This is a genomic window from Seohaeicola sp. 4SK31, from assembly GCF_028802875.1.
Classification (GTDB): domain Bacteria; phylum Pseudomonadota; class Alphaproteobacteria; order Rhodobacterales; family Rhodobacteraceae; genus Seohaeicola.
Map to the genome: position 1 here is coordinate 24,399 of NZ_JARAMP010000010.1, position 24,415 is coordinate 48,813.

Below are 24,415 nucleotides of genomic sequence, written 5' to 3' on the forward strand. Positions count from 1 at the left end.
AGGCCCGCATCGCTGCGCGGGCCTGCCTGCAACCTGCCCATATGAGGCAGGCGTAAAGGCAACTTCCGACAGGGACATGACCGATGAGCGACGATCCGAACCGCGCCTCCGCCTCAACCGCAGCACAGAACGCCACTGAAGGGCTGAGCCAGGAAGAGCTTGATGCCCTTGTGGCCGCTGCCGATACCGGCGGACGCACGCCGTCCGGCCCGGTGGGTCTGTTCATCCTGCTGGTGGCGCTTGTATGGTCGCTGTTCCAACTCTGGATCGCCTCGCCCTTGCCTTTCATGGTGGGCTTTGGCGTCTTCAATGACACCGAGGCACGCTCGTTCCATCTGGCCTTCGCACTGTTTCTGGCCTTTGCCGCCTATCCCGCTGCGCGCGGCACCTTCCAGACCGGCCTGGCCATCGCGGTGCCTGTGATCCTCTCGGCTCTTTTCATCTATGGCAGCCGCGAAGGTGATCCGATCTGGTGGATTCCGCTGGCCGGTGCCGCAATGGTGGGAATGGTCCTGCTGGGGTCGCCGCGCAACCGTGTACCTGTCTGGGAATGGGCGCTGGCGATCCTTGGGGCCGCAGCCGCGCTCTATATCTACTTCTATTATGACGAAATCGGCCGCCGCGTCGGGGCTCCAATCGTTCAGGATTTCGTCGTGGCCGTCATCGGCATCCTGATCCTGCTCGAGGCCACCCGCCGCGCCTTGGGACCCGCGCTGATGATCGTGGCCAGCGTCTTTCTGATCTACACCTTCCTTGGTCCGATGATGCCCTCGATCATCGCCCACAAGGGCAATTCGCTGTCCGAGGTGGTCAATCACCAATGGATCACCACGCAGGGCGTGTTCGGCATCGCACTTGGCGTCTCGACCTCGTTCGTGTTTCTCTTCGTCCTTTTCGGCTCGCTGTTGGACAAGGCTGGCGCGGGAAATTACTTCATTCAGGTCGCGTTCAGCCTGATGGGTCACATGCGGGGCGGACCGGCCAAGGCGGCCGTGGTCTCGTCAGCCATGACCGGCCTCATTTCGGGGTCTTCCATCGCGAACGTGGTCACGACCGGCACCTTCACCATCCCGCTGATGAAGCGCGTGGGCTTTTCCTCGGAAAAAGCGGGCGCGGTCGAGGTGGCATCATCGGTCAACGGCCAGATCATGCCCCCCGTCATGGGGGCTGCCGCCTTCCTGATGGTCGAATATGTGGGCATCCCCTATTTCGACGTCGTCAAGCATGCCTTCCTGCCTGCGGTCATCAGCTATATCGCGCTGGTCTATATCGTGCATCTGGAGGCGATGAAGGCGGGCATGGAAGGTCTGCCGCGCGCCTATACGCCCAAGCCCATCGTGCAGCGGCTGATCGGCATCGCCTTCACCATCGCGGTGATCTGCGCGCTCAGCTTTGCGGTCTATTACGGCATGGGCTGGATCAGACCCACCTTCGGTGATGCAGCAGGCTGGATCGTCTTTGCCCTGCTGATCGTGGTCTATGTGGCGCTGCTGCGCGTCGCCGCGAACGAAGCCCCGCTCAAGATGGAGGACCCCAACGCGCCGGTGACATCGCTGCCCCTGCCCGGTCCCACAATCCGCTCGGGTCTGCATTTCCTGCTGCCCGTGGTGGTGCTGGTCTGGTCGCTGATGGTGGACCGCCTCAGCCCCGGCCTGTCGGCCTTCTGGGCGGCGGCCTTCATGATCTTCATCCTGCTGACACAGCGCCCGATCATGGCGATCCTGCGCCGTGAAGGCGAATTGGCCATGGCGTTCCGCGCCGGGTTCATCGACCTGATCGAAGGACTGGTCGCGGGTGCGCGCAACATGATCGGCATCGGCATCGCGACGGCAACGGCGGGCATCATCGTGGGCGCGGTCAGCCAGACGGGTGTCGGCTCTTCCCTTGCCGATGTAGTCGAGGTGCTGTCGGGCGGTCACATCATGGCGATCCTGCTGCTGACGGCGGTGCTGTCGCTGATCCTTGGCATGGGTCTGCCGACAACGGCCAACTATATCGTGGTCTCGGCCCTGCTTGCGCCAGTGATCGTGACCCTGGGCCAGCAGAACGGGCTGATCGTGCCGCTGATTGCGGTGCATCTGTTCGTCTTCTATTTCGGGATCATGGCCGACGTGACCCCGCCGGTGGGTCTGGCCAGCTTTGCCGCTGCCGCCGTATCGGGCGGAGATCCGATCAAGACCGGTGTGGTGGCCTTCTTCTACTCGCTGCGGACGGCGGCGCTGCCCTTCCTGTTCATCTTCAACACCGATCTGTTGCTGATCAACGTGACATGGGCGCAAGGGATCCTAGTCTTTGTGGTGGCCACGGTCGCCATGCTGCTGTTCGCCGCCGCAACGCAGGGCTGGTTCCTGACCCGCAATCGCATCCACGAAACGGTGCTTCTGCTTCTGGTCGCCTTCACCTTCTTCCGGCCGGGCTTCTGGATGGACATGATCTCGCCACCCTATGAAATCCTACCCCCGGCACAGATCGACACCGCCGTGATGTCCACCCCACCTGGCGAGCTGCTGCGGCTGCGTGTGGACGGCATGAACGACGTGGGCGACCCAATCAGTTTCGTAGCCCTACTTCCCGTGGGCGAGGGTGACACCCCCGAGGACCGTCTCTTCGCGTCGGGTCTGGAACTGATCACGCAGGGCGACACGGTGATCGTTGACAATGCCACATTCGGCAGCCCCGCGCAGCAAGCGGGCTTCGACTGGGATCAGACGATCACGCAGGTTCTGGCCCCACTGCCGCAGCCGTCGAAATACTGGATGTTCCTGCCGGCCTTCCTTGTTCTGGGCGGGATCGTTCTGATGCAGCGCCGGCGTATCGCCCACGCCCCAGCCACCGCCTGAGGGAGACCGCAGATGTTCCGCAACATTCTCATGCCCATCGACATCGAACACCCCGAATCCTGGGAAAAGGCCCTGCCGATGGCGGTGGAGCTGACCGGGACCGAGGGCACGCTGCATATCCTTGGCATCGTCCATGATATCGGTTCCGCATGGGTGGCGCAGTCCTTGCCGCGCGATTTCGAGGAGAAATCCCTCCAGAACATGAAATCGCGCCTCAATGCCTTTGCTTCTGAACACCTACCGGGCAACATGCGGGTCAAGACGCATGTCGGGCATGGGCATGTCGCCGAGCACATCCTGAAGGCCGCCAAGACGATCGGGGCGGAACTGATCGTCATCGCCGCGCATCACCCCGACGATCTGCGCACGCTGCTGATCGGATCGAACAGTGGCAAGGTGGTACGCAACGCGACGATTCCCGTCCTGACCGTGCGCTAAGGCGAATGGCCGATCAGCGCCACAAGTTGACGCAGCGTCACCTTCGGAAAAACCGGACGAAATTCGAACAACAAGCTATTGTTCCGGCAGGAAGCGGCCCCAAATAGGGCCGTGCGCGCATCTGGTGCCAGTTTTTGAAGTGAAACGATCCGGTTTGGGGGGCTCCTTGGACCGGTCAGGTCGAAACCGTGTTGCACACAGGGTTTCAACCTCTTTAAAACGGCGCAACCCGTTTGCCGTCCACGGTATGACAGTCTGACCAAGGAGCCCCATTTCGTGTCTCTGATTCTCATCGCTGCCCTTCCGTTTCTGGGTGCGCTTCTGCCGGGACTGATGATCCGCGCGGGACGCAACGCCTGCGCCTGGACCACGGCCCTTGTCACACTGACTGCGTTGATCGGCCTGCTGGTCCACGCCCCCGCCGTCATGCGCGGCGAGGTGATCCAGTTTCGCCTGGACTGGATCCCCATGCTGGGCCTGAACGCGAATTTCTTCCTCGACGGTCTGGGCCTGCTGTTTGCCGGCCTGATCCTTGGGATCGGCCTCTTGATCATCATCTACGCGCGCTTCTACCTGTCGCGGAACGATCCGATGGGGCAGTTCTACACCTATCTGCTGCTGTTCCAGGGCGCGATGGTGGGCATCGTGCTGTCGGACAACGTCCTGCTGTTGCTGATCTTCTGGGAGCTGACCTCGCTCTCGTCCTTCCTGCTGATCGGCTATTGGAAACACCTGCCCGAAGGCCGTCAGGGCGCGCGCATGGCGCTGGCTGTCACCGGCATGGGCGGACTGGCCCTGATCGGGGGCATGCTGATCCTTGGCAATATCGTGGGCAGTTATGACCTGACCGTGATCCTTGAAAACAAGGACATCATTCAGGCAAGCCCCCTCTATCTGCCCGCGCTCATCCTGATCCTGCTGGGTTGCTTCACCAAATCGGCGCAGTTCCCCTTCCATTTCTGGTTGCCCCACGCCATGGCAGCGCCCACGCCGGTGTCGGCCTATCTGCACTCGGCCACGATGGTGAAAGCGGGTCTGTTCCTGATGGCCCGCCTCTGGCCGGTGCTGGCGGGCACGCCGGAATGGTTCTACATCGTCGCCACAACGGGCCTGATCACGATGGTGCTGGGCGCGGTGATTGCGCTGTTCAAGGATGACCTCAAGGCCCTTCTGGCCTTTTCCACCGTGTCACATCTGGGCCTGATCACGATGCTTCTGGGCTTCGGCACGCCCTTCGCCGCCGTGGTCGCGGTGTTCCACATCATCAACCACGCCACCTTCAAGGCAGCTTTGTTCATGAGCGCGGGCATCGTCGATCACGAGGCCCATACACGCGACATCAAGCGTCTGGGCGGGCTGCGCCACCTGATGCCGGTGACATTCACCATCGCCACCGTGGCAGGTCTGTCCATGGCGGGCATCCCGCTTTTCAACGGGTTCCTATCCAAGGAAATGATGCTCGACGCCGCCTCCAACACCGTCTGGCAGGGCAATCCCTGGATCATCCCGGCATTGGCCACCTTGGGCGCGCTTTTCTCGGTCGCCTATTCCTTCCGGCTGATCGTTCACACCTTCCTTGGCCCCAAGCGCGACGATTATCCCGCCAAGCCGCATGATCCGGGCTTCGGCATGTGGGCTTCGCCCGCGCTGCTGGCCACGCTGGTGATCCTGATCGGGATCATGCCCGCGCTGATGGTCGGCCCGCTTGTCGCCACAGCTTCCAGCGCGGTGATCGGCGGCGAACTGCCCTATTACTCGCTCAAGATCTGGCACGGGGTGAACACCGCACTGTTCCTGTCCATCGCAGCGGTCGTGGGCGGCCTGATCCTTCTGGCCCTGCACCGCCCGCTGGATGCCGCATGGATCCGCGCGCCCCGTCCCGAGGCCAAGGCGATTTTCGACGCGCTGCTGGGTGCCATCACCCGCGCGGCCAATGCCCTGACCGACGGTCTGCACAACGGAGCCATGACCCGCTATGCGGCGGTCTTCACCCTTGCAGTGATCGTAGCAGGCACGACCGCATGGTTCGGCGGCACGGCCCCCGCCCCCGCGCGCGAGGTGATGGCCATCGGGCCGGTCCCGCTGATCGGGTGGTTCCTGCTGGTCGTGGCCTCGGGCTGCATGGTGGCGTTCCACCGCAACCGCCTGCTGGCGCTGGTCCTGATGGGGATCGTGGGTCTGATCGTCTCGGTTGCCTTCGCCTATCTGTCCGCCCCGGACCTTGCACTGACACAGTTCTCGGTTGAGGTGGTCAGCATCATCCTGCTGCTTCTGGCCCTGAACTTCCTGCCCAAGACCACGCCCAACGAAAGCGGAAGTGGCCGTCGCCTGCGGGATGGCATCATCGCGGTGTTGGGCGGGCTGGCCGTCGGTGGGCTTGCACTTGCGGTGCTTCTGTCCGACTTCTCGCAAGAGAGCATCTCGGCCTTCCACCTTGCCAATTCGAAACCGGGTGGCGGCGGCACCAATGTGGTGAACGTGATCCTTGTGGACTTCCGCGGCTTCGATACCTTTGGCGAGATCATCGTGCTGGGCATCGCGGCCCTCGTGATTTTCGCCATGACCGAATCCGTCCTGAACGGGCCCGTCGGTGCCAGACTCAAGCAACGCCCGATCAACCCGAACGAGGCCGGAGACCGCCATCCGCTGATGATGGTCGTCGCCACGCGCGTGATGATGCCCATCGCCGTGATGGTCGGTGTCTTCATCTTCCTGCGCGGCCATAACGAACCGGGCGGCGGCTTCATCGCGGGCCTGATCGTGGCCATCGCTCTGGTCATGCAATACATGGCCAGTGGCTTTGAATGGGCGGCCGCGCGTCAGCGCTATCCCTATCACATGATCATCGCGCTGGGGATCTTTGCCGCCGCCTTCACCGGGATCGGCTCGTGGTTCGCGGACCGGCCCTTCCTGACCAGCAACTACGGCTATTTCCAGATCCCGCCGATGGGCGAGTTCGAGCTGGCCACGGCCATGGCCTTCGACGTGGGCGTTTTCCTCTGCGTCGTGGGTGCCGTGATGCTGGCACTGGAAAGCCTGTCCCGCTTTGCCCACCGGGCCGGCGATCGGCCCAGCCCCTATCCCATGGATATCGACCCCTCGCGGGATCTGCCGCAGGAGGCGAAGGACGCGTAATGGAATACCTTCTTGCAACAGCCATCGGCGTGATGACCGCAGCGGGGATCTATCTGCTGCTGCGTCAGCGCACTTTTCCGGTGATCCTTGGCATCTCGATGCTGACCTATGCGGTGAACCTGTTCCTGTTCGCTTCGGGACGGGTGGCCATCAACCTGCCGCCGGTCCTGCTGAACCAGACGCCCACCTATACCGACCCGCTGCCGCAGGCGCTTGTCCTGACCGCTATCGTGATCTCGTTCGGGATGACGGCGGTTGTGGTGCTCATGGGGCTGGGGGCCTTCCTCTCGGCCAGAACCGATCATATCGACCTGGCCCGGACCGGCGATCAGGCTGAGGAGTCGGGCAAATGAACCACTGGATCATCGCCCCCGTCCTGCTGCCGCCCCTTGTCGGCGCGGTCATCATCCTTGCCGCCCGCTATCAGGTGGCCTTGCAGCGTGTGTTCTCGGTCGCCTCAACCGTGGCACTGGCCGGAATCGCCATTGGCCTTCTGGTCCAGAGCATGAGCGGCCAGATCGGTGTCTATGAACTGGGCAACTGGCCCGCCCCCTTCGGCATCGTGCTGGTGCTGGACCGGCTGACAGCCACCATGGTGACCCTGACCGCGCTGCTGGGCGTGGCGGTCGTTCTCTATGCCATCGGCTCGGGCTGGGACAAACGCGGCAACCACTTCCATGCGCTCTTCCAGTTTCAGCTGATGGGCATCTTCGGGGCCTTCCTGACCGGCGACGTGTTCAACCTGTTCGTGTTCTTCGAGGTGCTTCTCATCGCCTCCTACGGTCTGATGATCCACGGCGGCGGCGCGGTGCGCCTGCGCGCGGGCGTGCAGTATGTAGTCTACAACCTGCTCGGTTCGACCCTGTTCCTGTTCGCGCTGGGCACGATCTATGCGGTGACAGGCACGCTGAACATGGCCGATCTGGCCCTGCGCGTGGCCGAACTGCCTGCGGATGACACCGCGATGATCCGGGTTGCCGCAATCCTGCTGCTGCTGGTCTTTGCGGTCAAGGCCGCACTGATCCCCCTGCATTTCTGGCTGCCCGCCACCTATGCCGAGGCACCCGCGCCCGTCGCCGCCCTTTTCGCGGTGATGACCAAGATCGGCGCCTATGCGATCATCCGCATCTACACGCTGGTCTTCGGCCCCGAAGTTGCGGCCACCGCCGACATCATCGGCCCGTGGCTAATGCCCGCGGCACTGGTGACGCTGGCCATCGGGATGCTGGGCGTGCTGGGGGCCACCCATCTGGGCCGTCTGGCCGCCTTTGCCGCCATCGGCTCGATGGGCACGCTGCTGATCGCCATCGCGCCCTTCACCCCGCAGGCCACCACGGCGGCGCTCTATTACATGATCCATTCGACGCTGGCGGGGGCCGCCCTGTTTCTGGTGGTGGACATGGTCCGCGCGCGGCGGCAGGCCGAGGATGACGCCATCGCTCCGCGCGCCGTGATTGCGCAAAACGGACTGATCGCAGCCTATTTCTTTGCCGCCGCCATCGCCACGGCGGGCATGCCGCCACTCTCGGGCTTTCTGGGAAAGCTGCTGGTTCTGGACGCGCTGCGCGGACATGATCTGGTCTGGCTGATCTGGGCGACGATCCTTGTCACCTCGCTGGTCGCCGTGGTGGGCTTTGCCCGCGCGGGCAGCATGGTCTTCTGGAAGGTCGAACCCGCGCCCGAGGTGGACTCCGCCGCCGCGCCCCCCGCCGCCCTGCCCTTTGTGGCGACAGGCAGCCTGATCGCGGGCATCGTGGCGCTGACCGTCTTTGCGGGCCCCGTCACCGCCTTCCTGTCCGACACCTCGGAACAGGTCTTTGACAAGCAAGCCTATATCGACGCCGTGATGGACACCCCCCGCGCGCAGGAGGCCGAGGCGGCGAATGCCGCGGGCAAGCCTCTGGCCTATTATGGCAACACCGAAGGCAGCGCGGACAAGGCCGACGCCGAAAGCACCACCGACAGCCAGCAGGAGAAGACCGAATGATCGCCCGTATCTTTCCCCATCCCCTGCTGACCCTGACACTGGTCATCGTCTGGCAGATGCTGGTCAATTACGTCTCGCTGGGCACCCTTGTGTTCGGCCTGATCCTTGGCATCGTGATCCCCCTGTTGACCGCTCCTTATTGGCCCGACCGCCCGCGCCTCAAAAGCCCGATGATGATCGTCGAGTTCATCCTGATCGTGCTCTGGGACATCGTCGTGGCCAATATCGTGGTTGCCAAGACCATCCTCTTCACCCGCAATGCATCGATGCACCCCACCTGGATCACCATCCCGCTGGACCTGCGCACCCCCGAGGCGATTACCGTGCTGGCGGGCACCATCACCATGACACCCGGCACCGTCAGCAGCGACGTCGCCGCCGATGGCCGCAGCCTTCTGGTGCATTGCCTGAACGCGCCCGATCCGGATGCAGTCGTGGCCGACATCAAGCAGCGCTACGAGCGACGCCTGAAGGAGATTTTCGAATGATCCTCACCTATGCCCTGATCTTTACGACCGGCTGTTTCGCCCTTGGCCTGCTGATGAACCTCTGGCGCGTCGTCAACGCACCGGGCGTGCCCGACCGCATCCTGGCGCTGGACACGATGGTGATCAACTTCATCGCCATCCTCGTCCTTTATGGCATCATCGAGGGCACGGCGGTCTATTTCGAAGCCTCGATCCTGATCGCCATGGTCGGCTTCATTTCGACCGTGGCCTATGCGCGCTTCATGCTGCGCGGCAACATCATCGAATGACGGGGGATATGGCAATGGGTCTGGACATGGCACTCTGGCAGGAAATCACTGTCTCGGTCTTTCTGGTCATCGCGGGCATCTTCGGCCTTGTCGGGTCGTTCGGCCTGCTCAAGCTGCCCGATCCGATGACGCGGCTGCATGCACCGACCAAGGCGACGACATTGGGCGTCGGTGGCGTGCTGATCGCCTCGATGCTCTATTTCATCTTCGCCAAGGGGCAGATCAGCTTTCACGAGCTGATGATCACGCTGTTCCTGTTCCTGACCGCTCCGATCACCGCGCATTTTCTGGCCAAGGCGAATCTTCATACCAATGTGAACCGCGCCGATGTGCCGCCTCCCGTGGGGGATCGCCCTTGGGCAGGCTATGAAAGCGACGACGCCCGCCGCATCGCCGAAGGCGAAAGCACCCCCGGCGCATGACCGATCAGCCAAGCGCCCCGCCTCCACGCGACGCGTTGATCGTGGCGCATGGCGCGCCCGCCGATCCCGCCCCGCAGGAGGAGGTGCTGCAAGCGCTTGCCGCCGCCACGGCCCCGCATCTGCCCGCAGGCTGGCGCGTCCGTGGCGCGACGCTTGCCGCGGACGGCGCGCTTGAAGCCGCTCTCCACGGCCTGACCGATCCGCTGATCTATCCGTTTTTCATGGCCGAAGGTTTCTTCACCGGCACCCTGCTGCCGCGCCGCCTGACAGAGGCTGGCGCGACGAACGCCCGGCAAACCGCCCCCTTCGGCGTGGACCCGGCCCTGCCCGATCTGATGGCCCGCGTAGCCCTCGCCGCGGCTGAGGGCAGACCCGAAGACACCAAGCTGCTGGTCGCCGCCCATGGCAGCAAAGTCTCGCGCACCTCGGCTGACAGCACCCATGCCATGGTCGCGGCCCTGGGCCCCTTGACCGGCTTCAACCGCATCTTGGCGGGATTTGTCGAGGAAGCGCCCTTTCTGGCCGATCAGGCCCGCGCTCTGGGCGCAGGCATTTGCCTGCCCTTCTTCGCATTGGAAGCAGGCCATGTCGTCGGCGACATCCCCGAAGCGCTGGAAGAGGCAGGCTTCCAAGGACCGATCCTGCCGCCCATCGGCCAGCACCCCGAGGTGCCCGCCCTGATTGCGGCGGCCCTGATGCGTGCGGCGGCGGATCATCCCGCCGCCTGATCCTGCTCTACTTGAACAAATCGCCGAACTGATTGCGCAATTCGTTCTTCTGAACCTTGCCCATCGTGTTGCGCGGCAGTGCCGCCACGATCTTCAACGCTTTCGGCTGTTTGAAACGCGCCAGCGACCCGCGCAACACCTGATCAATCGCCTGCAAATCCGGCGACTGCCCCGGCTCGGCCACGATCACGCCCAGCACTGCCTCGCCGAAATCGGGATGCGGCACGCCCACCACTGCGCTTTCCAGCACACCGGGTTGTTCGTCAAGGATCAGCTCCACTTCCTTGGGATAGACGTTGAAGCCGCCCGTGATGATCAGATCCTTCTGCCGCCCCACGATGGACAGATAGCCATCCGGATCGAACTGCCCTAGATCGCCGGTGATGAAAAACCCGGTATCGCGCAGCTCTTCCCGCGTCTTTTCCGGCATCTGCCAATAGCCCTTGAAGACATTCGGCCCCCGCACCTCGATCATGCCGACCTCGCCCTGCGGCAGAACCTCGCCCGTCGTGGGATCGGTCACCACCACCTCGACCCCCGGCAGGGGCAGGCCCACAGTGCCCGCGCGCCGGTCGCCCTCGTAGGGGTTCGAGGTATTCATATTGGTTTCCGTCATCCCATAACGCTCAAGAATGCGGTGGCCTGTGCGGTCCTCGAACTGCACATGGGTTTCCGCCAGCAGCGGGGCCGAGCCTGACACGAACAGCCGCATATGCGCGGTCAGATCAGCGGTGAAACGTGCATCATCCAGCAGACGGGTATAGAAGGTCGGGACCCCCATCATCGTGGTTGCACGCGGCATCAGGCGGATCATCTCGTCCATGTTCAGGCCGGGCAGAAAGATCATCGCCCCACCCGCCATCAGCGACACATTAGTTGCCACGAACAACCCATGCGTATGGAAAATCGGCAGCGCATGCAGCAGCACATCTGCATCCGTAAACCGCCATTCCGCCGTCAGCACCTTGGCGTTGGACAACAGGTTGCCATGCGTCAGCATCGCCCCCTTGGACCGCCCCGTCGTGCCCGAGGTATACAGAAACGCCGCCAGATCATCCGCGCCGCGTTCCACGGGTGTGAAGTCTTCGGATTGCGTAGCTGCCAGATCGGCAAAGCTGCCCGACCCGTCCGCATTCACGACCATCAGCGCCGCGCCATGCGCCTGCGCCACAGGGGTCAGCGCCTCGGCCTTGCGGCCATCGGCCAGCAACAGCTTGGGCGTGGCATTGCCCACGAAATAGTCGATCTCGGCCGCCGTATAGGCCGTGTTCAGCGGCAGAAAGATCGCTCCTGCCGCCACCGCACCGCCATAGATGGCCAGCGCCATCGGCGATTTCTCGATCTGCACCGCAATCCGGTCGCCGGGCTGCACACCGCTGGCCACCAGAGCATGCGCCACACGGTGAACCATGCGCAAAAAGGCATCGCCGCTGATCTCGGTGCCGTCGGGCAGGATCAGAAAGGCACGGTCGCGCCCGGACTGCGGGGCAAAAAAGGCATCATACAGCAGGTTGGTCATGGGTCTTTCCGTCCTTTGTCCTTCCGGTCTTTCACAGCCGCCGCCAGAGCCTTGACCCCGCGCGTGGCGGCAATGGTCTGATGGGTGGCGAATGCTTCGTGGTTTTGTTCCACCCGCGCCGGATCGTAAAGATAATTCACCATCGCACCGCAGGATTGCTGCCGCCCCTTGGGCGACAGATCTGCGGCCGCATGGATCTCGTGCACCTCGGCACCGTTGCCCAGATGGAACCGCGCCACCGGGTCCAGCGGCGCGCCGTCCTTGGCCTTGGCCTCCAGCAGGTAACGGGCGGCCAACCTGCGCAGCGCTTCCGCATCCAGCGTGGCCGGGTCTGCGGCCAGCATGTCGCGCGCGGCGTCATCCTGCGTCTCGATCCAGCGGGACAGGCCGGGAATGGGCGATAGCGTCACAAATGTCTTGAGCCCCGCCACCTCGCGCCCCAGCACATCCACCACCTGTTTGATCAGCGAATTGCCAAAGGAAATACCCCGCAACCCCGCCTGACAGTTTGAGATGGAGTAGAACACAGCCGTATCCACCTCTCCCGGCCCCAAGGGGCGGCGATCCTCGGCCAGCAGCGGGCCAATCGCACCGGGTATCCCCCGCGTCAGCGCCACCTCGACAAAGATCAGCGGATCATCCGGCATGGCCGGATGGAAAAACGCGAAACAGCGCCGGTCCGGCGGCTCCAGCCTGCGCCGCAGATCGTCCCAACTGTGGATCTCGTGCACGGCCTCATAGGCAATGATCTTTTCAAGGATATTCGCCGGGCTTTCCCATCCGATCCGCCGCAGCACCAGAAAACCCCGGTTGAACCACGAGGCGAACAGATGCCTGAAATCCAGATCCACACGGGCCAGATCCGGCGCGTCCTTGGCCGCTGCCATCAGATCAACCCGCATTGCCACCAGATCCGCCGTCCCGTCCGGCGCCTGATTGAGGCGCCGCAGCAGTTCCTGCCGGGGCGGCTCGGCCGCCTCCAGCAGTGCCGCCATATGCTTGGCATCCGGTGAATCCGCATAGGCCTGCGCCGCCGCGCTGACCGCCGCAGGATCAAGGTCCATCTCATCGGCCAGAAACCGGAAGAAGGCCACCTTCTCCTCGGGAGTGGCCGTGCGATAGCGCATCAGCACCTCGGCCGCGCGCTTCATGCCCGACACCTCGCCCTGCCCGGACAGCAGCGCCCGGCACAGCGTGGGCAGCGGCTTGCCGCTGGCGGTCACATCGCCCGCTCGCCGCCGCTCGAACAGGGTGGTCAGCAGATCACCCAGCGCCCAGCCGCCCAGATCCCAACCGCGTGCCATCAGACCGGCCCCATCACCAGATCAGGCAGCCATGTCACGATCCCCGGAAAGAAGCACAGGATCACGATCGCCAGAACCATGCAGCCCACATAGGGCAGCGAGCCCACCAGAATTTTCTTGAGCGGAATATCCGGCGCGATGGAGTTGATCACATAGAGGTTCAACCCCCACGGGTGGCGATATCAAACCGATCTCCATGTTGATGGTCAGGATCACGGCAAACCAATAGGGGTCGAACTCGGCCGCAAGGATGATCGGCAACAGGATCGGAGCCGCCATCAGGATCACCGCCACGGGCGGCAGGAAGAAGCCGGCCACCAGCAGGAACACGTTGACGATCCCCATCAGCACCCAGCGGTTCACGTCCAGATCCGAGATCCACGCGGCAATCGACTGTGTGATATAGAGCGAGGACAGCATGTAGCTGAACACACCCGCCGCCCCGATGATGAACAGGATCATCACGGATTCCCGCGTGCTGTCGGACAGGATGGTCCACAGCGCCTTGGGCGACCACAGCCGGTAAATCACCATCGCGATCACCAGACACAACAGCGCGCCCACCGCCGCCGTTTCGGACGGCGTGGCGATGCCACCATACATGGCATAGAGCACGCCGAAGATGATGATGATGAAGGGGATCACGCGCGGCAGGATCTCCAGCTTCTGCTTCAGCGTATAGGTCCGCTGCGCCAGAACCTCGGCCGAACCATGCCGCCAGGTGTGATAGATCGACCACGCCATGAACAGGCCCACCAGCATCAGTCCCGGCACGACGCCTGCCAGAAACAACCGCCCGATGGATGTCTCGGTCGCGATCCCGTAAACGATCATCGTCACCGACGGCGGGATCAGGATACCCAGCGTGCCGCCTGCCGCGATGGACCCTGCGGCCACCTCATCGGGATAGCCGCGCTTGCGCATCTCGGGGATGCCCATCTTGCCGATGGCGGCACAGGTCGCGGGACTTGACCCGGACATGGCCGAAAACAGCGCGCAAGCCCCAAGGTTCGACATCACCAGACCGCCCGGCACGCGGGTCAGCCAGCGCTCCAGCGCCTCATACAGATCGGCCCCCGCCCGTGTCGATGAAATCGCCGCCCCCATGATGATGAACATCGGAATGGACAACAGCGCGAATGAGTTGAGCTTGCCGAAGAAAATCTCGGGCATCAGTTCCAGCGACCGCATGCCGTCAAAGACCAGCAGGAACCCGGCGGAAACGATCAGCAGCCCCGAGGCGACGGACACGCCCGAAAACAGCACCACAATGGTCATCAATGCGACCAGAAGGCCAAGCGAAAGCGGATCCATCAGTTATCCTCCAGACCAAAGGGGCGATCCACGCCCAGCACCAGCGCCACGAAATCGGCAGCCAGTTGCAGCAGATACAGGCCAAAGCCCAGCGGCAGCGCCAGATAGGGAATCCACAGCTTGGGTGCCCAGACGGTTTCCGACCGCCAGCCCCGCTCCCATGCGAAATGCCAGTTCTCATAGGAATAGAACAGGATCACGCTGACCACGGCCATGGTCATCAGCAACACCACCCCCGCCAGGATCTTGCGCGCGCGGCCCTTCACCAAAATCGGGATCAGGTCCACGTTCACATGGCCGCGCAGGCTCTGCACATAAGGCAGTCCCAGAAGCGTGGCACCGATCATCAGGTAGATCACCGCCTCGGTCTGCCAGACGGTGGACTGCTGCATCACGAAGCGGACAAAGATCATCTGACAGGTGATCAGCACCGAGGCGAGGATCATCACCGCAGCGATCCAGCCGCAAACTGTGGACAGGCCCTTGATCAGGCGTAGGACAAGGTAGCCGCCAGTGCTGGCGGCACGGGCAGAGGGCAGGGTTGCCATGGGACAGGCTCCGATGCTTGGGGTTTCGCGGGGGGCCGGGCAATCGCAGGACTGCCCGGCCCGTCATGGTCTCAAAGCTGCCGGATCACTCGACCGAAAGGGCCATGTCCAGCAACGCCTGACCGTTCGGCACGCTGTCAACGAAGGACTTGTAGGAGCTGGTTTTCGCCAGTTCCAGCCAGGCGTTGAAATCGTCCTGAGTCATCTCGGCAATCTCGACACCGGCCGCCTTGAACACCTCGACGGATGCCGCGTCCTCGGCCTTGGCTTCCTCCAGATACCAGGCTTCCGCCTTCTCGGCCGCCGCCAGCAGCGCTTCTTTCTGCGCGTCCTCAAGCCCGTCGAAGGTGGACTTGTTCATCAACACCGGCTGATACATGAACCACAGCGCGACATCGCCCGCCGGGGTATAGCACTTGACCTGCTCCTGCAGACGGAACGAGGCAAAGGACGAGGACGAAGTGTTCACCGCCTGAAGAACACCGGTCTGCATCCCGTTATAGATCTCGGACGACGCCATGGACGAGATCGAGGCCCCGGCCGCTGCCAGCATCTCTTCAAAGGATTTGCCCGCCGCGCGTGTGCTCAGCCCGTTCACATGCTCGGGCCGGGTGATGCACTCGCCGACGCTGGCAAAACCACCCGCCAGGTAACCATGGACCAGCACCATGATGTCATCTTCGGCCAGGATCTTCTCGATCTCTTCCATGAAGGGGCTCTCGTTCAGCCGCGCCGCATGGTCGTGGTTCTTCACCAGACCCGGCATCAGGGTCAGGTTGTATTCCGGGCGCTGCCCGCCCGAATAGGACAGCGGATAGACGATCATGTCGATCTGCCCGCGCGACAGCGGATTATACTGCTCACGCGCCTTCAGAAGCGACTCGGACGGAAAGATCTTGATGTCCAGATCGACGCCTGCGGCGGCGACGTCGGTGGCGATCATCTCGGCAACCTTGTGGCGCACATCGCCGGTCGACCACTGATGCGACAGACGCAATTCGGTGGCATTGGCCGCCGTCACGCCCATTCCGAAAACGGCAAGAGCCGCAGCAGCGGCGAAAGTTCTGATGGTCATGGTATCCTCCCAGATGGATGCGCTGCGGGCTCCCTCCCGCAATCGTTCCGATCCTGCGCGGACGTGCATCCAATGTCAAACGTTTTGTATACAAGAATTCGATTGCCCAATATCAGGCCGCGGGATACTGTGGCCCACATGAACACCCGTATGGCCGATAACGTGCGCGAAGCACTGGAGCAGATGATCGTGACCGGCGAATTCGCCGATGGCGAGCGGCTGGACGAGAACCGGCTGGCGGACCGTTTCCACGTCAGCCGCACCCCCTTGCGCGAGGCGTTCCAGATGCTTGCGGCGTCCGGTCTGGTCGAACTCCTGCCGCGGCGCGGGGCCTTTGTGCGCCACCCTGCCTTTCACGAGATGATCGAGATGTTCGAGGTCATGGCCGAGCTGGAGGCCGTCTGCGGCCGTCTGGCCGCGCGGCGGGTCACACCCGAAGTGCTGGCCCAGGTCCGCGCCACCGTGATCGCCTGCGAAGCGGCGGTGGAGGCGGGGGATACTGACGGCTACTACCGCGAGAACGAGCATTTCCACATGCTGATCTATACCGCCTCAGGCAATGATTTTCTGGCCGGCGAGGCGCGGCGGCTGCACAAGCGGCTGCAACCCTTCCGGCGGATGCAGCTGCGGGTGCGGGGGCGGATGATCCAGTCGCTGACCGAGCATCGCCAGATCCTGACCGCGCTGGAGACGGGCGACAGCGCCGCCGCCGAGACGACCCTGCGCGACCACGTCGCGGTGCAGGGGGGCAAGTTCAACGACCTGATGGCCAGCTATAAGCAATCCAACCTGCGGGCCAACCCGCACCTTGTCGCCATGCGGGGGTAATCCGGGGATGTCCCATCGTGGGACATTTTTTCAGCCCAATGTTTTCAATGGGTTGCGTGACCGCGTTCAGGAAAAATTAACGATTTCGGGTGATCAGGGCGCACAGATGCGCAACGCACCCGCCCCGGTTGGGCGCCGCCAGAAACAGGGCGGGCCGTGACGCCGCTTGTGTTGAATGCAGCATTCGGCCCATGGCACCCTTGCGCGCTTTGAACAGAAGCGAAATGACCAGCCCTTCGCGGCAGGGAAAGAGCCTGCCGGGTCTGCCGGATCTTCCGGGGGCAAAGCCGATGTCCCTGCCACTCCGGAGATGATCCGCCTGAAGGGTCGCGCTCTGAAACGCGCCTACCAGCGATAGCTCACTGTCAGCGATCCGCCGTAGTCCTGCGTGTTTGCGGAATATTCTGCGTTCAGGCCGGCATCGAGATAGAGACCATTCATCGCAGACCAACCCGCATTTGCCGCAAGTAAAAGGCTGTCGCGGTCGCGCGTGGCGCCAGAGACGGGGATGCTGAGGCCGGGAATGATTTGATAGGAGGCCCGCCCGCCATCGTTGGAGGCCAGTTCATGCGCCCAGGCGGCGCGCAATCCAAAGGTTGGACGTGCTCCCTGCATACCCTCTGCCGGCCACTGCATCGCAACGCCAAGTTCAGTGCGCAGCGAAGTCGTGGTGTTTCGATCAAAATCCATTGCAAAGCTGGCCGTGCCGGAGGTTGCCGTCTCGGAATAGGCATCTGTGGTGATGGATTTCGCCCGCAAACCGGCGAACGGCGTGAACATCCCCATGTGATAGCCAGCTTCGACATGGGCTGCCATTGTCTGGGCGGAGGTCTCTCCGGCAAGCCGATCCGTCCCGGCGATGGTCAGAGTGCGGTTGGTGGTGATATCGCTTTGACCAAAGGCCAAAGCCCCTTGGATATACCCGCGTTCAGACACGGTCCGCCCGCGCAGGGCCACAAACACCGTATCGCTGGTCCCGGATCCGAACCCACCGACGAGTGAGAAATCCGCTTCATTCCACGAGACAGCAACCCCGACGTCGGTAGCGGCATTGAACGCATAATTCAGACCTGCGGCCAAACCGCGATTGTCTGAACTTCGGTCGTGATAACCGCGCCCGGCATCGCCGTCCGTCGTATTGCGTGAGCCATAGCCCGCGGCCCAGATATCCCAAGGCCGCGTTTCCATGGGCTGTGCTGCCGCAAATGACAAGGCCATCCCCTCGGACGCCGCATCGCCGCGCGAGGCCAACCGCGCCGTGTCATACTTGCTGCCGCCATATTTTCCGGCATAGGCCTCATCGTTGCCAACCAAGCCAATTGGGGCATCCAGTTCTGTCGCAGGCGTCATCTTGATAAATCCGGTGCGACCAGACCTCAGGGCAGTATCCAGAAAGGCATCCATGGCTTGCAGTCCCATGGGGGCCACACCTGTGGCCACCTCACCTGAAAGTTGCGAAAGGCTTGATGCCAGTTCGGTCGGCGACTGCGTCGCGGCGAGAATGGCGAACTCGATGGGAAGCACACCGCCATTGATCACAAAATCAGACAAGGCTCCGGCAATGGCTTTCTGGTTGGCGCTTAGCAACGGATCGACAGCAACAACACCAAAGCCTTGCGCAGCAAGTGTGCAGATCTGGATCGTGTTGGTATCCAGCGTCACCGATCCATTGCGGGCATAGGCAGAACCACACTCAAGGGACGCGCCCGTGTTCATCGTTATACTTGTCAGCGCCACGATCTGACCTTGCATTTGGGACGTGGTATGCAGTGTGGCAGAGCTGCCGACGCGGTAGAAGACATTGCCACCTTGGGCATCATTGATCAGCACCACCCCCGCGCCTGCTTCTGCGGTCAATGTCGATCCGATATTGAAGATGAACACCGCATTGGGATCACCGCCTGCGTCCAGCGTCAGGGTTTCACCTGCCGCAATAAATGCCGATGTGTCGAAGTTGTAGATGCCTGGGGTCAAGGTCCTGCTGCCGAGGTTCTGTCCCGTCAGGTTGCCCCCTGACGAGGTCGAGCGACCGGCAAGAAAGTTATAAAGGGTGGTCAGCCTGTCTTGCTGGCGTGCAGCAACGGCGTCGGCCACGAAGACCTCGCCAGTCTGCGTCACGCTTGCCGAACCGGTATAGGACGTTCCAGGGCTGAGGGCGATGTTCCCGACAATGGTCGTCGGACCGGTATTGGTCAGTGTCGCGCCAGAGATGATCGCAAAGCTGGTCAAATCCTGCGCGGCGGCGGGGCCGGTCTGCACCATCATCAGGGGCATTGCGCCAAGTGTTGCCCCCATGACAAAACGCGTCGCGCTGAATTTCCTCGCTTCCTTCGGTCCGGTGTTTGCTTTGAGGGGAGTGGTGTTCTTGGAGATGGGCCGAGCATATCGCTTGGACATATCGTGATCTTTCAGTGAGGTTGCGCATATCCGCGTGTGAACGACATGGGGTTGCGCATGCGGCCAAACTAAGCCCCACGATAAAGAATTATTCTAAGTGTCTTTTAAATCTCTTCTGCGGGTGGCCACTTGATTGCTGCGCCGCCTCCGCGTGGTGTGGGACGGGCGGATATCCTGAAGAAGCGTTTCCAGCCACACGGGCGCAACACGAGCCGACAGTGTCGACTTTGGCTGACGGAACAACATTTCAGCTATTCACATGTCACGATTTCAGCGGCTTTGGAGTTGCCGGTCAATGGCCGCCTCGCCCTATGCTTGGCAGGCTTTGGCGCAAGCGCATCAGTCGCCCCCCCATCGCGACGGGGTGGGGCCAACCTGCCGGGCTGCGGCCGGTTTTACACGGACAGATAGGCGTCGCGGATTTCGGGGTGGGCGTTCAGTTCGGCCAGGGTGCCGTGGAATTTCTGCGCGCCGCCTTCGATGATGACCGCGACATCGGCCACGGCGCGGGCGAAGTGGAGGTTCTGTTCGGACAGAAGCACGGTCAGGCCCTCGGATTTCAGTTGCAGGATTACGCGGGCCATCTGTTCGACGATGACGGGGGCGATGCCCTCGCTGGGCTCGTCCAGCAGGACGAAGCTGGGATTGCCCATCAGGGTGCGGGCGATGGTGAGCATCTGCTGCTCGCCCCCCGACATTTCCTTGCCCCGGTTGTGGCGGCGCTCGGCAAGGTTGGGGAAGAGTTCGAAGAGCATCTCATGGGTCCATGTGACGGTGCCGTCGCGCGGGGGCTGGCGGCCGACTTCGAGGTTCTCCAGCACGGTGAGATCGGTGAAGATGCGCCGGTCCTCGGGGACGTAGCCGAGGCCGAGCTTGGCGACGCGATGCGGCGGCAGGCCAACGAGGTCATGGCCCATGAAGCGGATCGCGCCGCTGCGGGGGACGACAAGCTGCATGATGGATTTCATCGTGGTGGATTTGCCCGCGCCGTTGCGGCCCAGAAGGGCGGCCACCTGCCCGCGTGCGACGGTGAAGCTGAGGTCGCTGAGGACATGGGCCTTGCCGTAGAAGCTGTTGACGGCGGCGATTTCAAGCATCTGCGCTCTCCTCGGCGGGATTGAAGAGGGTGCCGCCGCCTAGATAGACCTCCTGGACGCGGGGATCGGTGCGGATCTGCTCGACCGTGCCGTCGGCGATGAGCTGGCCGCGGTTCAGCACCATGACGCGGTGGGCATGGGCGAAGACGACGTCCATGTCATGTTCGGTGAAGAGGACACTGACGCCGCGGTCGCGCACGATGTCGGCGGTCAGTTGCATGAGGGCGATGCGTTCGCGCGGGGCCATGCCGGCGGTGGGTTCGTCCATCAGGAGCAGGCTGGGTTCATGCGCCAGCGCGATGGCCAGTTCCAGCCGCTTGAGATCGCCATAGGCCAGAACGGCGCAGTGGCGGTCGGCCTGATCGGCCATGCCGACGAGGGCGAGCAGGTCGAGCGCGCGGTCGCGGTAGAGGCGGTGGGCATAGGGCAGGATCGAGAAGACGCGGCCGTGATGCGAGATGAGGGCCATCTGCACGTTCTCGGCCACGGTCATCGAGGCGTAGGTGCCGGTGATCTGGAAGGTGCGGCCCACGCCCATGCGCCAAATCTGGCGGGGGCCGAGGCCCGCGAGGTTCTGACCGTTCAGCCAGACGGTGCCCGCGCTGGGTTTGAGCTGGCCCATCAGCATGTTGAAGCAGGTGGATTTGCCTGCGCCATTGGGGCCGATCATGGCCAGCAACTCGGCCTTGTGCAGGACGAAGGACACATCCGAGACGGCCTTGATCGCGCCGAAGGATTTGGACAGGCCCTTGGTTTCCAGAACGATCGTCATGAATATGCCTCCGGTCTGCGGGTCATTTGCTGTCCTCGGGGGTGCGCAGCAGGCCGGTGCGTTCGGCCAGTTTGCGCGCGGTGCCCACCAGCCCGTCCGGGGCGAGGATCACCACGACGATGATGAGCACACCCAGCGCAAGGCGCCAGTATTCGAAGCGCGTCAGCACATCCTTGACGCCTTCCAGCGCGACGCCGCCCACGACGCCCCCGGCCAGCGTCTTGACGCCGCCCAGGAAGACCACGATCAGCGCGTCAAAGCTGCGGGCGATTTCCAACTCGTTGGGAAAGACGCTGCCCTTGGAAAAGACGAACAACCCGCCCGCGAGACCCGCCATCGCGCCCGCCAATGCGAAGGCCGCCCATTGCACACGTTTGGTGTTGATGCCTGTCGCCTCGGCCTGCCGGGCGCTGTCGCGCGCGGCGCGCAGGGCATAGCCGAAGGGCGCATGGGCGGCGTGGCGCAGGAAGAGGATGCCCCCCACGCAGATCACGAGGCTGAGGTAGAAATAGACCGTGGTGCCCGAGGCCCATGCGGAGGGCCAGATATTGACCAGACCGTCATCCCCGCGCGTCACCTCGCCCCATTGGAACACCAGCGACCACAGGAGTTGCGAGAAGGCCAGTGTGAGCATGGCGAAATAGACACCCGTCAGCCGCAGGCAGACCCAGCCGATGATGATCGCGGCCATGCCTGCGCCCAAGGGGGCCAGCAGCATGGCCAGTTCCATCGGGGTGTCCGCGTAGGTGACCAGAAGGGCCGCGACATAGGCCCCGCCGCCGAAGAAGGCGGCATGACCGAAACTGACCAGTCCGCCCAGCCCCAGAATGAAATGCAGGCTGGCGGCGAAGAGGCAGAAGATCAGGATATCGGTCGTCAGCACCAGCGCGAAGCTGGACCCATAGAGCGGCATCAGCCCCAGCAAGGCCAGACCCGCCGCCACGATCATGCGCACCTGCGCGCCCGCGGGCTTGATCGGGCGTTCCGGCTCTCCGACCTGTCCGTGTTCGCCCGCCACTTCGGGGCGGCCGAAAAGGCCGTAGGGGCGGACCATCAGCACCAGCACCATGATGACGAACATCAGCACGAGCGTGCTTTGCGGCATGTAGGTGACCCCAAAGACGCCCAGCACCGAGATCAGCACTGCCGCCAGATAGGCACCGGGCAGCGATCCCATGCCGCCGATCACCACGACCACGAAGACGGCGGTGAGGATGTTGAAATCCATCAGCAGGTCAGCCCCGCCCTTGGGCAGTTGCAGCGCGCCGCCCAGACCGGCCAGCGCGCAACCCAGAAAGAACACACCCGTGAACAGCCATGACTGGTTGACGCCCAGCGCGCCCACCATCTCGCGGTCTTGCGTGGCCGCGCGGACCAGCACGCCGACGCGGGTGCGGGTGATCAGATACCACAGCGCCAAAGCCACAAAGGGAGTGATCGCCAGAAGGGCGAGGTCGTATTTCGGGATCGGCTCGCCCATGATCCGCACAACGCCGGTCAGGCCGGGGGCGCGCGGGCCCAGCTTGTCCTCGGCCCCCCAGATCATCAGGGTGAGGTCCTGAATGACAAGAATGACCCCGAAGGTCGCGACAAGCTGGAACAGTTCCGGCGCGCGATAGACCGGGCGCAGGACGCAGATTTCCACGATCACACCGATCAGGCCGACAATCACGCCCGCCAGCAGGATCGAGGTCCAGAATCCGACCATCCCCGGCAGGACCTGCATCAGCGAATAACCGACATAGGCGCCCAGCATGTAGAAGGAGCCGTGAGCGAAGTTGACGATCCGCGTCACGCCGAAGATCAGCGACAGGCCCGAGGCGACCATGAAGAGCGCGCCCGCATTGGCAAGCCCCGTCAAAAGCTGTGCGATGAAGAAACCCATGAAACGGTCCCGCTGATGGAGGGAAGATCACGGCGCTGCGCCATGCCTGCCGCGGGGGCGGCAGATCTGTTGACGACAGGCCCCAAGGATCCGGGGGATGGCGGGGGCGACAGCGTCGCCCCGGCCGATCCGCGAGGGGGGCGCGCCTTAGTTGGCTGGGCGCATCTTGGCCACTTCCTCGTCCGTGGGCAGGTAATCGGCCCCGTCCTTGTAGGTCCAGTCCACCATCACGCCCTTGCCATCCTTGAGCGCGGTGGTGCCGACGAAGGCCCCCATCGTGGCCTGATGGTCGATCGCGCGGTAGGTGATCGGCCCCACGGGTGTATCCAGTTCCAGCCCCTTGAAGGCGGCTTTCAGCGCCTCGGTCTCGGTGCTGCCGGCCTTTTCGAGAGCGGCCTGAATGGAGAGCACGGTCATGTAGCCCACCAGCGAGCCGATGCGCGGGTAGTCGTTGAAGCGCGCCTGATAGGCATCGACGAAAGCCTTGTTCGCGTCATCGGTCACGTCATACCAAGGGTATCCGGTGACGATCCAGCCTTCGGGGGCCTCATCGGCCAGCGGGTCGAGATATTCCGGCTCGCCCGTCAGCATTCCGTAGACCGTGCGCCCGTCGAACACGCCGCGCGTGGTGCCTTCGCGGACGAATTTCGCCAGATCGGTGCCGAAGGTCACGTTGAAGATGGCATCGGGCTTGGAGCGTTCCAGCGCCTGCACCTCGGCTCCGGCATCGATCTTGAAGAGCGCGGGCCATTGTTCGGTGACGAATTCGACATCGGGTTTCAGCGTGGTCAGCACTTTCTTGAAGGCTTCGACCGCTTCCTTGCCATAGGCATAGTTGGGCGCGATGGTCGCATAGCGGACGGCATCGGATTGCGCCGCCGCTTCGGCCAGCATCGCGGCCTGCATATAGGTCGAGGTGCGCAGGCGGAACGTATAGTCATTGCCGCTGGCCCAGACGATGGAATCCGCCAGAGGCTCGGAGGCGAGATAGAGGTATTTCTTTTCCGCCGCGAGCGAGGAAATCGCGAGGCCCACATTGCTCAGGATGGTGCCGGTCAGCATCACCGCGCCGTCCCGGGTCATCAGTTCCTCGGCGATCTTGATCGCCTCGCCGGGTTCGCCCTGATCGTCGCGGAAGATGAATTCAAGCGGCTTGCCCAGCACGCCGCCCGCGGCGTTCACCTCTTCCAGCGCCAGTTCGATTCCCATCTTGTAGGGTTCGGCGAAGGCGGCCATGCGCTTGTAATGGTTGATCTCTCCGATCTTGATCGTGTCTTGCGCAAAAGCGGGCAGACCTGCCACGGCAAGGGCGGCGGCGCCTGCCAGTCCTTTCAGAAACGTCTTGCGATGCATGGGGGTATCCTCTGCT

General features: G+C 63.2%; 19 protein-coding genes and 1 pseudogene. 10 read left to right on the plus strand and 10 right to left on the minus strand.

Translation table 11 applies throughout. The annotated features are described in order from the left end of the window. The first annotated feature begins 83 nt into the window (after positions 1-83). The 9 genes from PVW27_RS09960 (at position 84) to PVW27_RS10000 (ending at position 10,307) form a co-directional block, all read left to right on the plus strand. The gene (locus PVW27_RS09960; RefSeq protein WP_274557328.1) at positions 84-2,840 is read left to right on the plus strand and encodes a TRAP transporter permease; all 2,757 of its coding nucleotides are present in this window, start codon (positions 84-86) and stop codon (positions 2,838-2,840) included. Between the two features lie 12 nt (positions 2,841-2,852). Continuing rightward, entirely contained in the window at positions 2,853-3,278 is a 426-nt protein-coding gene (locus PVW27_RS09965; protein WP_274557330.1) for a universal stress protein, read from the plus strand. A 276-nt stretch (positions 3,279-3,554) separates the two neighbouring features. Next, entirely contained in the window at positions 3,555-6,413 is a 2,859-nt protein-coding gene (locus tag PVW27_RS09970; protein ID WP_274557332.1) for a monovalent cation/H+ antiporter subunit A, read from the plus strand. Further along, positions 6,413-6,766, plus strand: a complete 354-nt coding sequence (locus tag PVW27_RS09975) for a Na+/H+ antiporter subunit C (protein ID WP_274557333.1) — start codon at positions 6,413-6,415, stop codon at positions 6,764-6,766. Before PVW27_RS09970 ends, PVW27_RS09975 begins: the two co-directional genes overlap by 1 nt. Then, positions 6,763-8,400 (plus strand): monovalent cation/H+ antiporter subunit D, encoded by a 1,638-nt coding sequence (locus PVW27_RS09980; protein WP_274557335.1) that lies wholly within the window; start codon positions 6,763-6,765, stop codon positions 8,398-8,400. Before PVW27_RS09975 ends, PVW27_RS09980 begins: the two co-directional genes overlap by 4 nt. Further along, positions 8,397-8,888 carry a Na+/H+ antiporter subunit E gene (locus tag PVW27_RS09985; RefSeq protein ID WP_274557337.1) on the plus strand — a complete coding sequence of 164 codons (492 nt, stop codon included), beginning with the start codon at positions 8,397-8,399 and terminating at the stop codon, positions 8,886-8,888. The genes PVW27_RS09980 and PVW27_RS09985 overlap by 4 nt, the downstream gene beginning before the upstream one ends. Next, positions 8,885-9,157 carry a K+/H+ antiporter subunit F gene (locus tag PVW27_RS09990; RefSeq protein WP_274557339.1) on the plus strand — a complete coding sequence of 91 codons (273 nt, stop codon included), beginning with the start codon at positions 8,885-8,887 and terminating at the stop codon, positions 9,155-9,157. The genes PVW27_RS09985 and PVW27_RS09990 overlap by 4 nt, the downstream gene beginning before the upstream one ends. Before the next feature lie 14 nt (positions 9,158-9,171). Then, the gene (locus PVW27_RS09995) at positions 9,172-9,579 is read left to right on the plus strand and encodes a Na+/H+ antiporter subunit G (RefSeq protein ID WP_274557517.1); all 408 of its coding nucleotides are present in this window, start codon (positions 9,172-9,174) and stop codon (positions 9,577-9,579) included. Further along, a complete protein-coding gene (locus PVW27_RS10000) occupies positions 9,576-10,307 on the plus strand; it encodes a CbiX/SirB N-terminal domain-containing protein (protein ID WP_274557340.1) in 732 nt (243 codons plus the stop codon). Before PVW27_RS09995 ends, PVW27_RS10000 begins: the two co-directional genes overlap by 4 nt. Before the next feature lie 7 nt (positions 10,308-10,314). On the opposite strand, the gene PVW27_RS10005 is transcribed toward PVW27_RS10000, so the two are convergent. The 5 genes and pseudogenes from PVW27_RS10005 to dctP all read right to left on the minus strand — a co-directional run bounded on the left by PVW27_RS10005 (position 10,315) and on the right by dctP (position 16,067). Further along, positions 10,315-11,826: a malonate--CoA ligase gene (locus PVW27_RS10005; protein ID WP_274557342.1), complete on the minus strand. Its 1,512-nt coding sequence runs from the start codon at positions 11,824-11,826 to the stop codon at positions 10,315-10,317. Next, positions 11,823-13,130, minus strand: a complete 1,308-nt coding sequence (locus PVW27_RS10010; protein WP_274557343.1) for a malonyl-CoA decarboxylase — start codon at positions 13,128-13,130, stop codon at positions 11,823-11,825. The genes PVW27_RS10005 and PVW27_RS10010 overlap by 4 nt, the downstream gene beginning before the upstream one ends. After that, a pseudogene (locus PVW27_RS10015) lies at positions 13,130-14,444 on the minus strand (TRAP transporter large permease). The gene PVW27_RS10010 and the pseudogene PVW27_RS10015 overlap by 1 nt, the downstream one beginning before the upstream one ends. Then, entirely contained in the window at positions 14,444-14,992 is a 549-nt protein-coding gene (locus PVW27_RS10020) for a TRAP transporter small permease (protein ID WP_274557345.1), read from the minus strand. Before PVW27_RS10020 ends, PVW27_RS10015 begins: the two are co-directional and overlap by 1 nt. A gap of 85 nt (positions 14,993-15,077) precedes the next feature. Then, positions 15,078-16,067 carry a TRAP transporter substrate-binding protein DctP gene (dctP, locus tag PVW27_RS10025; protein ID WP_274557347.1) on the minus strand — a complete coding sequence of 330 codons (990 nt, stop codon included), beginning with the start codon at positions 16,065-16,067 and terminating at the stop codon, positions 15,078-15,080. A 138-nt stretch (positions 16,068-16,205) separates the two neighbouring features. On the opposite strand from dctP, the gene PVW27_RS10030 reads away from it, so the two are divergent. After that, on the plus strand, positions 16,206-16,895 hold the full coding sequence (locus PVW27_RS10030) for a GntR family transcriptional regulator (protein WP_274557349.1): 690 nt from the start codon (positions 16,206-16,208) through the stop codon (positions 16,893-16,895). A gap of 345 nt (positions 16,896-17,240) precedes the next feature. Here PVW27_RS10030 and PVW27_RS10035 read toward each other — a convergent pair whose 3' ends face one another. From PVW27_RS10035 to PVW27_RS10055, 5 genes are all read right to left on the minus strand, one after another. Continuing rightward, positions 17,241-19,190 carry an ice-binding family protein gene (locus tag PVW27_RS10035; protein WP_274557350.1) on the minus strand — a complete coding sequence of 650 codons (1,950 nt, stop codon included), beginning with the start codon at positions 19,188-19,190 and terminating at the stop codon, positions 17,241-17,243. A 497-nt stretch (positions 19,191-19,687) separates the two neighbouring features. Next, positions 19,688-20,389 carry an ABC transporter ATP-binding protein gene (locus PVW27_RS10040; protein ID WP_274557352.1) on the minus strand — a complete coding sequence of 234 codons (702 nt, stop codon included), beginning with the start codon at positions 20,387-20,389 and terminating at the stop codon, positions 19,688-19,690. Next, positions 20,382-21,161, minus strand: coding sequence for an ABC transporter ATP-binding protein (locus tag PVW27_RS10045; protein ID WP_274557354.1), 780 nt, complete (start codon positions 21,159-21,161; stop codon positions 20,382-20,384). The genes PVW27_RS10040 and PVW27_RS10045 overlap by 8 nt, the downstream gene beginning before the upstream one ends. Positions 21,162-21,183: 22 nt before the next feature. Then, on the minus strand, positions 21,184-23,046 hold the full coding sequence (locus tag PVW27_RS10050) for an ABC transporter permease (RefSeq protein ID WP_274557356.1): 1,863 nt from the start codon (positions 23,044-23,046) through the stop codon (positions 21,184-21,186). 147 nt (positions 23,047-23,193) lie between these two features. Then, on the minus strand, positions 23,194-24,399 hold the full coding sequence (locus PVW27_RS10055; RefSeq protein WP_274557358.1) for an ABC transporter substrate-binding protein: 1,206 nt from the start codon (positions 24,397-24,399) through the stop codon (positions 23,194-23,196). Between the last annotated feature and the right edge of the window lie 16 nt (positions 24,400-24,415).